The 14,027-nt window shown below is 68.4% G+C and carries 15 protein-coding genes and 1 tRNA gene; 15 read left to right on the top strand and 1 reads right to left on the bottom strand.

Annotated elements, in window-relative coordinates:
* The 5 genes from pgk to VKH46_15945 all read left to right on the top strand — a co-directional run.
* On the top strand, positions 1-398 hold a 398-nt coding region (gene pgk, locus VKH46_15965; GenBank protein HKB72335.1), incomplete at its 5' end, for a phosphoglycerate kinase.
* Positions 399-900: 502 nt separating this feature from the next.
* Complete coding sequence (gene tpiA, locus VKH46_15960) at positions 901-1,632, top strand: triose-phosphate isomerase (GenBank protein ID HKB72334.1); 732 nt, start codon at positions 901-903, stop codon at positions 1,630-1,632.
* A 36-nt stretch (positions 1,633-1,668) separates the two neighbouring features.
* Positions 1,669-2,094, top strand: coding sequence for a preprotein translocase subunit SecG (gene secG / locus VKH46_15955; protein HKB72333.1), 426 nt, complete (start codon positions 1,669-1,671; stop codon positions 2,092-2,094).
* Between the two features lie 7 nt (positions 2,095-2,101).
* A tRNA-Leu gene (locus VKH46_15950) sits at positions 2,102-2,186 on the top strand.
* Between the two features lie 308 nt (positions 2,187-2,494).
* A complete protein-coding gene (locus VKH46_15945) occupies positions 2,495-3,115 on the top strand; it encodes an outer membrane beta-barrel protein (protein ID HKB72332.1) in 621 nt (206 codons plus the stop codon).
* Between the two features lie 105 nt (positions 3,116-3,220).
* On the opposite strand, the gene VKH46_15940 is transcribed toward VKH46_15945, so the two are convergent.
* Positions 3,221-4,207 (bottom strand): DUF2279 domain-containing protein, encoded by a 987-nt coding sequence (locus VKH46_15940; GenBank protein ID HKB72331.1) that lies wholly within the window; start codon positions 4,205-4,207, stop codon positions 3,221-3,223.
* 751 nt (positions 4,208-4,958) lie between these two features.
* Here VKH46_15940 and trxB point away from each other — a divergent pair.
* From trxB to VKH46_15890, 10 genes are all read left to right on the top strand, one after another.
* The gene (gene trxB, locus VKH46_15935) at positions 4,959-5,906 is read left to right on the top strand and encodes a thioredoxin-disulfide reductase (GenBank protein HKB72330.1); all 948 of its coding nucleotides are present in this window, start codon (positions 4,959-4,961) and stop codon (positions 5,904-5,906) included.
* Positions 5,903-6,040 (top strand): hypothetical protein, encoded by a 138-nt coding sequence (locus VKH46_15930; protein ID HKB72329.1) that lies wholly within the window; start codon positions 5,903-5,905, stop codon positions 6,038-6,040. Before trxB ends, VKH46_15930 begins: the two co-directional genes overlap by 4 nt.
* Positions 6,041-6,068: 28 nt before the next feature.
* Positions 6,069-6,974, top strand: coding sequence for a metallophosphoesterase (locus VKH46_15925; GenBank protein ID HKB72328.1), 906 nt, complete (start codon positions 6,069-6,071; stop codon positions 6,972-6,974).
* The gene (locus VKH46_15920; protein ID HKB72327.1) at positions 6,971-7,972 is read left to right on the top strand and encodes a glycerophosphodiester phosphodiesterase; all 1,002 of its coding nucleotides are present in this window, start codon (positions 6,971-6,973) and stop codon (positions 7,970-7,972) included. The genes VKH46_15925 and VKH46_15920 overlap by 4 nt, the downstream gene beginning before the upstream one ends.
* A 103-nt stretch (positions 7,973-8,075) precedes the next feature.
* Positions 8,076-8,531: an SUF system Fe-S cluster assembly regulator gene (locus VKH46_15915; GenBank protein ID HKB72326.1), complete on the top strand. Its 456-nt coding sequence runs from the start codon at positions 8,076-8,078 to the stop codon at positions 8,529-8,531.
* Positions 8,532-8,540: 9 nt separating this feature from the next.
* Entirely contained in the window at positions 8,541-9,995 is a 1,455-nt protein-coding gene (gene sufB, locus VKH46_15910) for a Fe-S cluster assembly protein SufB (GenBank protein ID HKB72325.1), read from the top strand.
* A 148-nt stretch (positions 9,996-10,143) separates the two neighbouring features.
* Positions 10,144-10,926 carry a Fe-S cluster assembly ATPase SufC gene (sufC, locus tag VKH46_15905; GenBank protein HKB72324.1) on the top strand — a complete coding sequence of 261 codons (783 nt, stop codon included), beginning with the start codon at positions 10,144-10,146 and terminating at the stop codon, positions 10,924-10,926.
* A complete protein-coding gene (sufD, locus tag VKH46_15900; protein ID HKB72323.1) occupies positions 10,923-12,242 on the top strand; it encodes a Fe-S cluster assembly protein SufD in 1,320 nt (439 codons plus the stop codon). Before sufC ends, sufD begins: the two co-directional genes overlap by 4 nt.
* 19 nt (positions 12,243-12,261) lie before the next feature.
* Positions 12,262-13,542 (top strand): cysteine desulfurase, encoded by a 1,281-nt coding sequence (locus VKH46_15895; protein ID HKB72322.1) that lies wholly within the window; start codon positions 12,262-12,264, stop codon positions 13,540-13,542.
* Positions 13,539-14,003: an SUF system NifU family Fe-S cluster assembly protein gene (locus VKH46_15890; protein HKB72321.1), complete on the top strand. Its 465-nt coding sequence runs from the start codon at positions 13,539-13,541 to the stop codon at positions 14,001-14,003. Before VKH46_15895 ends, VKH46_15890 begins: the two co-directional genes overlap by 4 nt.
* Positions 14,004-14,027: the final 24 nt, after the last annotated feature.

The following is a 14,027-nucleotide window of genomic DNA, read 5'->3' as shown; positions in this document are numbered from 1 at the left end:
CGCTCCCCTCGGACTTCGTCGTGGCCAAGGACGCCTCCGACGGGGCGCACGCGAAGGTCGTCTCGATCCAGGGGATTCCGCCGGACCTGATGGCCCTGGACATCGGCCCGAAGACGATCGAGCAGTTCGGCCGGCTGCTCGCCGACGCGAAGACGATCTTCTGGAACGGTCCGATGGGGGTCTTCGAGAAGCCGCCGTTCGACAAGGGCACGATGGCGGTCGCGCACCTCCTCGCCGACTCGAAGGCGACGACCGTCGTGGGCGGAGGCGAATCGGTGCAGGCCGTCCGCCGGGCCGGCGTGTACGACCGGATCACGCACGTCTCGACCGGCGGCGGCGCCTCCCTCGAGTTCCTCTCCGGCGAGGCGCTCCCCGGCGTGACGGCGCTGGAGAGGTGATGCCAAAGCGGGGTCCGTTCGCACACATCGTCGCAAGCAAACGCGAGCACCAGCGCGACTTCTCCCCGCGGGAGAAGGTGGCGGCCGAAGGCCGCCGGATGAGGGCACTCCGAGCTCCGCGAGGTCGCGAACACGAACTTCGGGCCGGGGGCCCCGGAGCGGCCGAGGGCGCATGTGGCCGAGAGCGGCGCGAGCTTCCGAATTCCCTCTCCCTCGGGGAGAGCATGACGCGCTTCGCGCGGCAGGTGAGGGGTCCGCGTAGGAGGCCGAGCCGCGAAGGCCGTATCCAGCGCGCGACGAAGTCGCCGCCGCGAAGCGGCCGGCGCGAAAAGCGCCGAGCGCGCCGATCGCCGCGTACGTCCGTGCGCGAGCCGATCGCGGAAAGTCTCCGGCCGGGAACAGACGGCGCCGCGCCCCGGCGCGCAAGCCGCCCGGTCGGAGGAGGTCCGCGATCTGAGAGACCGCAGCGGTCGAGCGCCGCCGGCGCGAGCCGCGAGGACCGATGAGACTCGTCGTCGCCAACTGGAAGATGAACAAGACGCGGCCGGAGGCCGTCGCGTGCCGCGACGAGCTCGCCCGCCGCGTCGGATCGCTCGGCGCCGTCGAGATCTCGATCGCTCCGGCGTTCCCCTTTCTCGCCGACGTCGCCGATCCGGAGGGGCGCTGGTCGACCGCGGGACAGAACTGCTCCTCGGAGCGATCCGGGGCGTTCACGGGCGAGGTGTCCGCCGCCATGCTCGCCTCCTGCGGATGCCGGTACGTGATCATCGGCCACTCGGAGCGCCGGAAATATTTCGGCGAATCGGAGACGACGCTCGCGGCCAAGGTCGAGCGGGCCCGCGAGGCCGGCCTCGTCCCGATCTTCTGCGTCGGGGAGACGCTCGCCGAGCGGGAGGCGGGACTCACCGAGGAGGTCCTCCGAAGGCAGGCCGAGGCGCTCGAACGCGATCCTCGCGACGCGGCTCTCGTGGCCGCCTACGAGCCGGTCTGGGCGATCGGCACGGGGCGCAATGCGACGCCCGAACAGGCGGAAGAGACGACCGGCTACCTCCGAGGTCTGCTTGGGCGGGGCGACGGGCTTCGGGTCCTCTACGGAGGCTCGGTCACGCCGGAAAACGCCCGGAATCTCGCCGTCCGGCGCGGGATCGACGGTTTCCTCGTCGGTGGCGCCTCGCTCGACCCTTCGGGGTTCTCCGAGATCTGCCGCTTGACCGGTCCGGGCGCGCCGGTCTAAGATCTGCGGCTCCCTCCGGGGGGTTTGGAGAGCTCGATGTTTACGTTTCTCGTGGTCCTCTACATCTTCGTCTGCATCATCCTGATCCTGATCGTCCTCGTTCAGCAGGGACGCGGCGCCGATCTCGCCGGAGCGTTCGGCGGCGGCGGCTCGCAGCAGACGTTCGGCCCCCGCGGAGCGACGACGTTCCTGCACAAGCTGACGACCGGCTTTTTCGTGGCTTTCATCATCCTCGCCCTCGCGCTGGCGGTCATCGAGAGCCGCCCGCAGTCGTCGGTGATCAAGCAGGGGCCGAAGAACCCGAACGCCGCGAAGAAGCTGCCCGCGACGTTCCCGGCACCGGCGCCAGCGCCGGCGGCTCCGGCGAATACGACCTCACCGGCGCATGCGACGACCGGCTCGACTCCCTCGACCGGATCCTCGCCGGCGCCGGCACCGAGCGCTCCGGCAACGACCAGGTGACCCTCGTGCCGTCGTGGTGGAATTGGTAGACACGTACGTTTGAGGGGCGTATGGGGCAACCCATGCCGGTTCGAGTCCGGCCGACGGCACCAAAACTTGCTTCGCAAGCGCTGCGCGGATCGCGGGCTTTGCCCGCGATAGTTTGGCTCGCATCCGAGATGCTCGCATTTCTTCGTTTGCCTTCGGCCACGGCGCGATTCGCTCGCGCCGACGCGCCGCGGCGCGTTCGAAGTAATCCGGTTAGCATCTAACCTGGGGGATGTTTCCCCCAAGCCCCCTCCCCAATCGTTACCGGCGTTCCGCGCGCTCTCGCGAGCGCGATCGGTGCGCGTCGTTCGCTTCATACGACGGTGTCCGTTCTCGGTTGCGGATACCTTGCCGAGGCGCGGCCATCTTCGCGATGGCGTTTCTTGCGCCCTTTTCTCGTCCCGCGTTCGCCCAGTCCCTTCCCGGATCGATCGAGATCGGCGCCGGCGGCGGCCGGTTCTACGGCGGCTCGTTCGCGAAGGGGACGACCCGGGCGTTCGCGCAGAAGGTCGAAGTCGACGACGACATCGTCAAGGGATTCTGGCTGGGCGCGCAGTGGAACCGCCGCTGGGGAATCGAGGTCGCCGTCCGACGGAGCACGGAAGATCTCGTCATCCCGCAATCCGGCGTCTTCCCGGACGAGCCGGCCGCCGGGACGATCGACATCGCCACGATCGAGCTCCTCGCCGTGCGCTCGTTCCCCCACGGAAATTTCGCGCCGTACGTCGCCCTGGGAGGCGGCATCACGAACCTCGACATCAACGTGCCCGACCGAAACGTCCGCGACGTGAACCGTTTCGGCGCCGCCCTCGCCGCCGGGGCGAAATTCCACGCGACGCCGTGGCTCGGGTTTCGGATCGACGCGCGATTCCGGGCGACCTACCTGGGAAAGAGGAGCGTCGAGGACGGCGGGTGGACGGACACGAACCGCTGGTTCCGCAACAGCGAGATCCTGGGCGGGGTGTTCTTCACGTTCCGGCCGCCGCACGTTTGAGGCGTTCCCCGCCGCGACAGGCGCCGTGAGTTTCGGGGCAATGGACTCGGGCCAGGCGTCCGCGTTCGGGGCGCCGTACTCCCCGTAACCGGCCCGCTGCGGCCGTCACCTCCCGGTGTCGGGTCCGTGCCACCTCCGATGATTGAAGTCGTACCGGTAGCCGATCGCGGTGTACGGCAGGCGGACGTAGTCGAAGAACGCGTAGACGAGCGACTGCCACCACTTCGAATCCGGAAGCCCCGCGGCGCGCAGGATCTCCGGAACGTTCAGGCCGAGCTCCACGCCGAGGTCGCGTTCGCGAAGCCCGGGAGGGAGCTCCCGATACCCGCGGCTGGCGTAGGTGGCCGAGAGCATGACGTATCGAAGCGGTCCGGACGGCGCGCGGGCGCGGCGGAAGATCCCCGCGAGCTTCGCGTCGGCCGTGTAGATCTCCTGCGAATAATGCTCGACTCGGGGGCCGGTCTCCCCTCCCCGGTTTTTCGAGGGCACCACACCGAAGCGGAAGCCGACGAAGTCGTCCCATCCGCGGTAGGCGATCTCGGCGCCGACGACGCCGCCGAGCACGTTGGTCGCGGCGTCCTCCCACGAAGCGCCGCCGTACTTGAAGCCGTCGCCGGCCTCCACGATCAACCCGCCGAGGGAAACCACTCCCATCGCGAGCCATCGAGCGTCGGAAGGAGAATGGCCGAGCCGCTCATAGAAGCGCTCCATGCCGTGCCCGACGATCGTGCTCTCGACGAAGTGCGAGGCCTTGTCGGCGCCGCCCGCATACGTATCCCGTCCGAACCAGTGCTCGTGATTGAACTTGAAGTGCGTGAAGTCGTTGCCGTGCCACCAGATCGCGTACCCGGCCACCGGGACGGCCGCCAGCATCGCCAGAGAGATGCGGACCGTGCGGGGATCGAAGAGCTTCCGTTTCGGCCGCGCCGCGGGGGCCGCCGCCGGAGCCGCGCCTGCCGCGGTCGCGGTCCCGGTTCGACCGAACCAGCCGAAGTCCTCGCCGGGCGCGAAGAGGCGATAGTCGCCGGCCTTCGCCGGGCGGGCGACGGCGGCGCAGAAGAGGACGACGAGGGTCCTGGAAAGAGTCCGCATTTCTCACAGAATCGAACGGGCGGTGCCCGCCAAAAAACGGCCCGTTCGACGCCGGGGAAATATACCCGACTTCCGGTGACGGCCGTTCCCCATCCGGAACCGGATCTGTGTTGTGGGCCACGAGACCCGCGTTGGAGAAGTGGACGAGAGGGTACCCGTCCTGAACCCCTCCAGCGGTCCCTCCGCACGACCCCGATGCCGAAACCGATCTCCGGTCGAAAGCGTGCTCTGGCCCCCGACGCCGAGGACCGAAACGGAGTAGGTGCCGAGCACCGCGCGCGGGCTCTCGCCGCGCGCGTGCCGCGACGGCATCGCGAGCGCGAGTACGGCGAGCGCGGCGGGCGGGATCCGGCGACCCATCGCCGGAAACGCGAGCAAGATTCGGACCTTCGCGTGCACGGGAGCAACGAGTCCGCCGGCACGCGCCCGTCTCCGCCTTCGCTGAAACTTCGGCGCGACGCCTACTCGCATCGACCGCCGACATGGGTCGCGCGAGCTTGCAGCCGATCGCGCCGTAGCTCGGTGGAGCGGAGGCTGACGGCTCGATGCATCGCCGCTCCCGTCGTCGATCACAGCTAACCGAAGATCGCTTGAGCGCACACCTGAAAGCGCGGCGAGGCGCGAGCCCGACGGGATGCGGACCGGCCGCCGCGTCCCGAGTCGTACCAAACGCGTACGTCGATGGCGCGGCGGGCGGCACGCGCCCGTCCGGCTCGATGCATCGCCGAGCCTGACTGTTAGTATCCGCCCCATGCCGACGAAGAAGAACCTCTACAAGGTCGCCATCATCGGATCGGGGCCGGCCGGCTGGACCGCGGCCCTGTATGCCTCGCGCGCCGAGCTCTCCCCGGTCGTCTTCGAGGGCCCGCAGCCGGGCGGGCAGCTCACCATCACCACGGAAGTCGAGAACTACCCCGGCTTCGTCCAGGGGATCCAGGGACCCGAGCTCATGGAGATCTTCCGCGAACAGGCGCGCCGGTTCGGGACGGAGACGGTCCAGGAGACCGTCACGCGGGTGAACTTCGACGTGCGGCCGTTCGGGCTCGAGCTCGACTCGGGGGCGATCGTGCAGGCCGAGGCGGTCATCATCTCGACCGGCGCCTCGGCGAAGCTCCTCGGCATCCCCTCGGAGAAGGAGCTGATGGGGTACGGAGTGTCCGCCTGCGCCACCTGCGACGGATTCTTCTTCAAAGGCAAGCCGGTCGTCGTCGTCGGGGGCGGCGACACGGCGATGGAGGAGGCGACGTTCCTCACGAAGTTCGCCTCGAAGGTCACGATCGTGCATCGCCGCGAGGAGTTCCGGGCCTCGAAGATCATGGTCGAGCGCGCGGAGCAAAACCCGAAGATCCACTGGCTCCTCAACAACACGGTCGACGAAATCCTGGGGGAGAAGAACGGGGTCCGCGGCGTGCGGCTGAAGAACACGGTGACCGGAGCGTCCATGGAGTACGAGACCCAGGGTGTCTTCGTCGCGATCGGGCACGAGCCGAACACGAAGCTCTTCCGGGGCAAGCTCGAGATGAACGACGTCGGCTACTTGATCGTCCGGAGCCCTTCGACCGCGACGTCGGTCGAGGGCATCTTCGCGGCGGGCGACGTCTGCGACCCCACCTACCGGCAGGCGATCTCCGCCGCGGGCGAGGGATGCAAAGCGGCGATCGACGCCGAGCGATGGCTCGCCCACAGGGGATTCCATTGAGCGACCCGCCCGGCGGGGGCCGCGAGGACGACGAACCCGAGGCCGACTTCGGCGCAACACTCCGGTACATGGCGGCGATCTTCGGCGCGATCGTCCTGCTCGCGCTCCTGATCGGCTGGCTCCTGACGCGATAGTTGCACGGCATTTGCAACTCGCGAGGACGTGACGCCCGAGCCCGCCGTCCGTCCCCTGCCCGATTTCCTGCCGGTCACCCGCGACCGGTTCGCGATCGTCGGCGATCTGCAGCGCACGTCCCCGATGGAGGTCTGGCGCGAGTCGAATCCGGCCGAGCGCGATCGGATCGTCGCTGCGGTCGCCGCCGATCGGCCGGACTTCTGCGTGCTGCTCGGCGACCTCGTGGTCTCCGGCTCCTCCTCGCGCGAATGGGCGGAGTTCGACCGCTTCGCTGCACCGCTGCGCGAGGCCGCCGTTCCGCTCCTCCCGATCCCCGGCAACCACGAGTACTGGATGGCGGGGGCCCCGAGCCTTCGCCGGTACTTCGCGCGATTCCCGGCGCTCGGGAAGCGGCGATGGTACTCGGCGGCGTACGGGCCTCTCGGGCTCGTCTTCCTCGACTCGAATCGGCGATTCCTGGGCCGCCTCGCCTGGGAGGAGGAGCTCCGCTGGTACGACGAAGAGCTCGCCCGGCTCGACGAGGATCCCTCCGTCGGCGGGATCCTCGTCTTCTCGCACCATCCTCCCTTCACGAACAGCCGCGTCACCGGCGACGAGCGTCACGTGCAGGCCCATTTCCTTCCGCCGATGATCGCCACCGCGAAGGCGCTCGCGATGTTCTCGGGCCACGTCCACAGCTACGAGCGGTTCCTCCGCCGCGGGAAGCTCTTCGTCGTGAGCGGCGGCGCGGGGGCGCCGCGCGTCCCGCTTTCGACGGGCACGAAGCGCCGCCATGCGGACGATCTCTTTTCGGGCGGACCGCGCCGGGCCTTTCATTTCCTCCGCGGCGCGATCGCCGAACGCGGGATCTCCTTCGAAGTCGTCGGCCTCGAGAAGGGGGGCGCCGAGACCGCGGTGATCGACCGCTTCGCGCTCGACTGGGCGGCGCGATGAGCCGGATCGGGCGCGCCAACCTTCTCGAACGCCTCGTCCGGGCGGTCGGCGGCTGGCTGCGCCCTTCGCCTCCGCCCGCCGGAGGCCCGCGGGCGCGCCTCCTCCCGATCGCCCACCGCGGCGCGGCGCGGAAAGCTCCCGAGAACACCATCCCCGCGTTCCGGAAGGCGATCGAGCAGGGCGCGGCCGGCATCGAGACGGACGTCTGCATGACGCGCGACGGCCATTTCATCCTCTTCCACGACGCGCGGCCCGACGGGAAGATCGCGCTCGTCCGCCAGACCGTCGGGGAGGGCTCCGATTTCCCGTGGTCGCCCGACGTCGCCGACATCGGCTCGCGGCTCCGGGAACCGATCTCCGAGCTCGACCTCGCCGAAGTGCTCCGCAACTACGGCTACCGGCGAAACGGCCACGGCCTCCTCGATCTCTTCCGTCGGAACGAGCGTCCCGAGATCGGGCTCGCGCTGCTCGACGACCTGCTCGCGTGGGCGGCGAAGAGCCCGCGACTCTCGATCGTGCTGCTCGACCTCAAGCTCGAAGGCTCGCAAACGGACGCCGCCGTCGCCCTGCATCGGAAGATCGCCGGGCTCGTCCGCCGCGGAGGCCTCCCCTCCTCTCTTTCGTTCCACTTCCTCAGCGTGCACGCGGAGATCGTCGAGGCGCTCGCGCGCGAGAATCGGCGCGGTGCGCCCGGCGGGCTTCGCGTGAGCCCCGACTTCGAGTACCCCGGCGTGCTCGACTTCGTGCGCCGCACCGGCGTCCGCGACGTGAGCATGGGGTGCGGCCAGAGAGCGTGGGCGGACTTCCGCGACGAGCTGACGGCCGTCCTCGAGGCCCGCAACCGCGGCGAGCTCGATTCGGTCATCGCGTGGACGATCGACGACGGCCGGGAGCTCGAGGATCTCGCTTCGCGCGGCGTCGACGGCATCGTCACGAACGACGTCCCGAAGCTCCTCGACGTCCTCGATCGAGAAAGCCAAGTGCCAGAAACAGCGTAAGTTATCAAGCTTGACAGCCCGCGGGATTCCGTTAGAATCTCAATTGGGACTGAATCAGTCCTATTTGTCCGGAGGGCCGGGCGGGAGAACGCGGATGATTCGAATGACGAAACTGACCGACTACGCGAGCGTCCTGATGACGTTCTTCGCGAGGGAGTCGGACCGCGCCCACAATGCCCGCGATCTCGCGCGGGAGACGCACCTTCCGCTTCCGACCGTCAGCAAGGTGCTGAAGGCGCTCGCCCGCGGCGGCCTCCTCGAATCCCAGCGCGGGCTCCACGGCGGATACACGCTCTCCCGCGACGCTTCCGAGATCTCGCTCGCCGACATTCTCACCGCGATCGAGGGGCCCGTCTCTCTCACCCAGTGCAACGAACCGCAGGGAGGCCAGTGCCCGCAGGAGCCCCGCTGTCCGGTCACGGACAACTGGAAGAGCATCAACCACGTCGTTCGGCAGGCGCTGTCGAACATCACGCTCGCCGAAATGGCGGCGCCGCTCCCCCGGTTCGCGTTCGGCGGACCGAGGCTGCCGCAGGCCGCCGCGGTTCGCGGGTCTTAAGGAGAACCGATGTCGTCCCAGGCCAAGACCATCGAAGACTTCACGTCGCGCGAATACCAGCACGGCTTCGTCACCGAGATCGAGGAAGAGTCGATCCCGAAGGGATTGAGCGAGGACGTCATCCGCCTGATCTCCCGCAAGAAGGGGGAGCCCGCGTTCCTGCTCGAGTGGAGGCTCAAGGCCTACCGGAAGTGGCTCACGATGACCGAGCCCTCGTGGGCGAACGTCCACTATCCGCCGATCGATTACCAGGAGATCGTGTATTACTCGGCGCCGAAGGCGAAGGGGAAGAAGGAAGGACCGAAGAGCCTCGACGAGGTCGACCCGAAGCTCCTCGAGACCTACGAGAAGCTCGGGATTCCGCTGCGCGAGCGCGAGATCCTCGCGGGAGTCGCGGTCGACGCGGTCTTCGACAGCGTGTCGGTCGCGACGACCTTCAAGGAGAAGCTGGGCGAGCTCGGGATCGTCTTCTGCTCCTTCTCCGAGGCCGTGCAGACGCATCCGGATCTCGTCCGGCAATACCTCGGCTCCGTCGTCCCGTACAGCGACAACTTCTTCGCGACCCTGAACTCCGCCGTCTTCTCCGACGGCTCGTTCGTGTACGTCCCGAAGGGCGTGAAGTGCCCGATGGAGCTCTCGACCTACTTTCGCATCAACGCGAAGAACACGGGGCAGTTCGAGCGGACGCTCATCATCGCCGACGAGGGCGCTTCCGTCTCGTACCTCGAGGGGTGCACCGCGCCGATGCGCGACGAGAACCAGCTCCACGCGGCCGTCGTCGAGCTCGTCGCGCTCGACGACGCGCGCATCAAGTACTCGACGGTCCAGAACTGGTACCCCGGCGACAAGGACGGCAAGGGGGGCATCTACAACTTCGTCACCAAGCGCGGAAAGTGCGCGGGACGGCGTTCGAAGATCTCCTGGACGCAGGTCGAGACGGGCTCGGCGATCACGTGGAAGTACCCGAGCTGCATCCTGCTCGGCGACGATTCGGTGGGCGAGTTCTATTCGGTCGCCGTCGCCAACAACTATCAGCAGGCCGACACCGGCACGAAGATGATCCACATCGGCAAGAACACCCGCTCGACGATCGTCTCCAAAGGGATCTCCGCCGGGCACGGCCAGAACAGCTACCGCGGCATGGTGAAGATCCTTCGCGGCGCCGAGAACGCCCGGAACTACTCGCAGTGCGACTCGCTCCTGATGGGGGACCGCTGCGGCGCGCATACCTTCCCGTACATCGACGTCGCCAACTCCTCGGCCCAGATGGAGCACGAGGCGACGACCTCGAAGATCGGCGACGACCAGATCTTCTACTTCCAGCAGCGCGGCATCTCCGCCGAGGACGCGATCTCGATGATCGTCAACGGCTTCTGCAAGGAGGTCTTCCGCGAGCTTCCGATGGAGTTCGCCGTCGAGGCGCAGAAGCTGCTCGGCGTTTCGCTGGAAGGAAGCGTCGGATGACGGACCTCACCCCCCGCCCCCCTCTCCAGTTGGAGAGGGGGAGGCATGGGCCTTTCGACCGAGATCCCTCGCTGTCGCTCGGGATGACCGGACGGCGCGCCGCGCGCGCCAACGAGACCGGAAGGAACGCATGAACGAAAAGGCTCCTCTGCTCGAAATCGAAGACCTCCACGTCACCGTCGGCGGCAACGAGATCCTGCGCGGCCTGGATCTCATCGTCCGCGCCGGCGAGGTCCACGCGATCATGGGACCCAACGGCTCGGGGAAGAGCACGCTCGCGCACGTCCTCGCCGGCCGCGCCGGGTACGGCGTCACGAAGGGACGCGTGCTCTACCGGGGAGAGGACCTCCTCGCGATGCCCCCCGAAGTCCGCGCGCGCGAAGGCGTCTTCCTCGCCTTCCAGTACCCCGTCGAGGTCCCGGGCGTCTCCAACGCCTATTTCCTCAAAGCGGCGGTCAATGCGATCCGGAAGCATCGCGGCCTCGAGGAGCTCGACGCGGTCGAATTCCTCGCGACCATGAAGCAGAAGATGAAGCTCGTCGAGATGGAAACCGACCTCGTCAACCGCCCCGTCAACGAGGGGTTCTCCGGCGGCGAGAAGAAGAGGAACGAGATCTTCCAGATGGCGATGCTCGACCCGACCGTTGCAATTCTGGATGAGACGGACTCCGGGCTCGACATCGACGCCCTGCGCGTGGTCGCCGGGGGCGTCAACGCGCTGCGCAGCCCGGAGCGGGCGATGGTCCTCGTCACCCACTACCAGCGCCTCCTCGCCTACATCGTCCCCGACTTCGTCCACGTGCTCGTCGAAGGACGGATCGTCCGTTCCGGCGGCAAGGAGCTGGCGCTCGAGCTCGAGGAGCGCGGCTACGCCTGGCTCGAAGAGGCTCCTGCGCCGGCCGGCGTCCTCGAAGGCAACGCGGCGCGATGATCGCCTCCGTCGAGACCGGCCTCGCCGCCGGGGCGGCGGAGGACTTTCGCCGCCGCGACCGGTTCTCCTCCTCCTCGATCGAGGAGCTGCGCGAGCAGGCCTTCGAGCGTTTCTCGGAGATCGGGTGGCCGGCGCCGGGCGACGAGGCGTGGCGCCATACGAACGTCGCCTCGATCGTGGGGCTCCCGTTCCGTCCCGTCGACGGCCAGCCGCCGCAGGGAGAGATTCCGGCGGAGGCGCTCGCGATCGGCGAGCTCCCCCGGCTCGTGTTCGCCAACGGACGGCTCGCCGGCGATTCCCGCCTCGACCGCGTGCCGTCCCGGACCCGGTTCTCGTCGCTCCGGGAAGCCGCGGCCGCCGACCCCGATGGGATCGCCTCGCTCCTCTCGCGGCGCCTTCCGGCCGAGAGCGCGTTCACGCTCTTGAACGCCGCCCATCTCACCGACGGCGCCGTGATCGACGTCCCGGACGGCGTCGTCGTGCGTGAGCCGCTCCATCTCGTCTTCTTCGCCTCCGGCGACGGCACCTCTCCCGCGCTCTTTCCGAGGAACCTGATTCGCCTCGGGGAGAGCTCCGCCGCGACGATCGTCCTCTCCTGGGCGGGGCGCGGCCGGTCGCTCACGGCCGCCGTGACGCAGGCGATCCTCGGCGAGAACTCGGCGCTCGAGATCGTGACGCTCCAGCGTCAGGACGAGGAGGCCTTCCACCTCTCGGCGCTCGACGTCGAGCAGCAGCGGTCGAGCCGGCTCACTTCGCACCTCTTCTCGATGGGGGGAGCGGTCGCGCGGGACGAGATCCACGCGCGGCTCTCCGGGGAAGGGGCGGATTGTCTCTTGAACGGCCTCTTCCTGACGGACCGCGAGCAGAAGGCGGACCTCCTGACCGTCGTCGACCACGCCGTCCCCCACGGGACGAGCCGCCAGAACTACCGCGGCATTCTCGACGGCCGCTCGCGCGGCTCCTTCACGGGGCGCGTGATCGTGCGCGCGGACGCGCAGAAGACCGACGCCCAGCAGTCGAACAAGAACCTGCTGCTCTCGCGCGAGGCGCTCGTCAACAGCACGCCGCAGCTCGAGATCCGCGCCAACGACGTCAAGTGCAAGCACGGCTCGACGACCGGCCAGCTCGACGCCGACGCGCTCTTCTACCTCCGCTCGCGCGGCCTCTCGCCGGAAATGGCGCGGAGCCTCCTGACGTACGCGTTCGCGAGCGACCTCGTCCGCCGGGTCCCCGCCGGCGACGTGCGCGCCGCGGTCGACCGAGCGCTCCACGAGCGGCTCCCGCAGGCGCCGGCGATCGACGAGATCGCAAAATGAAGTCCGACGAGATCGCAAAATGAAGTCCCGCGACGCGGTCCAGGAAAACGAGCCGGTGGTCGAGACCGCCGCGCGCCCCGCCGGCTTCGACGTCGAGCAGATCCGCCTCGAGTTCCCGATCCTCCACCAGAAGGTGCACGGCAAGCCCCTCGTCTATCTCGACAACGCCGCGACGACGCAAAAGCCGCGGGCCGTGATCGACGCGACGACCCATTACTACGAGACCGACAACTCGAACATCCATCGCGGCGTGCACGCCCTGTCCGAGCGTGCGACGAAGCTCTACGAGGACGCGCGCGTGAAGCTCGCGCGTTTTCTCGGCGCGCCGGATGCCCGATCGATCGTCTTCACCCGCAACTCGACCGAGGCGATCAACCTCGTCGCCCAGACGTTCGGGCGGCAGCGCGTCTCCGCCGGCGACGAGATCATCCTCTCGGCGATCGAGCACCACTCGAACATCGTGCCCTGGCAGATCCTGGCCGAGGAGAAGGGCGCGAAGATCCGCGTCATCCCCGTCGACGACCGCGGAGACCTGATCCTCGACGCGTACGAGGAGCTCTTCTCCCCGCGGACGCGCCTCGTCGCGGTGACCCACATGTCCAACGCGCTCGGAACGATCCCGCCCGTCGAGCGGATCGTCCGGATGGCGCATGCGCGCGGCGTGCCGGTTCTCGTCGACGGCTCCCAGGCGGCCTATCACCGGAAGGTCGACCTCGAGTCGCTCGACTGCGACTTCTACGTCGTGACGGGCCACAAGCTCTACGGGCCGACCGGCATCGGCGCCCTCTACGGCAAGCGCGAACACCTCGAGTCGATGCCCCCGTACCAGGGGGGCGGCGACATGATCCGGTCGGTGACGTTTGCGAAGACGACGTGGAACGACGTGCCGTTCAAGTTCGAGGCCGGGACGCCGAACATCGCGGGCGCGATCGGCCTCGGCGCGGCGATCGCGTATATCGAGAAGCTCGGCATGGACGCGATCGCGGAGCATGAGAAGGAGCTCCTCGACTACGCGACCACCGCGCTCTCCGGGATCCCCGATCTCCGGATCATCGGGACCGCGCGGGAGAAGGCGAGCGTTCTTTCGTTCGTCCTCGGCGACGTCCATCCGCACGATGTCGGCACGATCCTCGACCAGGAAGGGATCGCCGTTCGCACGGGCCACCACTGCGCGCAGCCGGTCATGGAGCGCTTCGGCATCCCCGCGACCGTCCGGGCCTCCTTCGCGCTCTACAACACGAAGGCGGAGGTCGACGCGCTCGTCGAGGGGATCGGCAAGGTGAAGGAGCTCCTGGGGTGACGGTGAAGCCCGATGGAGATCTGCGCGACCTCTACCAGGAGGTCATCCTCGACCACAACAGGAAGCCGCGGAACTTCGGGAAGCTCGAGGGCGCCAACCGGAAGGCCGAGGGGCACAACCCGCTCTGCGGCGACCGGCTGACCGTCTATCTCGACCTCGAAGACGACAGGATCCGGGACATCAAGTTCGAGGGCTCCGGCTGCGCGATCTCGAAGGCCTCCGCCTCGATGATGACGTCGGAGGTCAAGGGGAAGACCGTCGAGGAAGCCGAGACGACGTTCCGGAAGTTCCACCGCATGGTCACGCAGGAAGGGGACGGCGACATCGAGGAGCTCGGCAAGCTCGCCGCGTTCTCCGGCGTTCGCGAGTTCCCGGTGCGCGTCAAGTGCGCGAGCCTTCCCTGGCACACGATGGAGGCGGCGCTCCATTCGGAAGCGCCGGCGGAGATCTCGACGGAGTGAAGGCCGCGCCGCCGCCGCTCTTTC

The organism is Thermoanaerobaculia bacterium (assembly GCA_035260525.1).
Taxonomy (GTDB): domain Bacteria; phylum Acidobacteriota; class Thermoanaerobaculia; order UBA5066; family DATFVB01; genus DATFVB01.
Note: the sequence above shows the minus strand (reverse complement) of the source record. Positions and strands in the feature narration are given on the sequence as shown.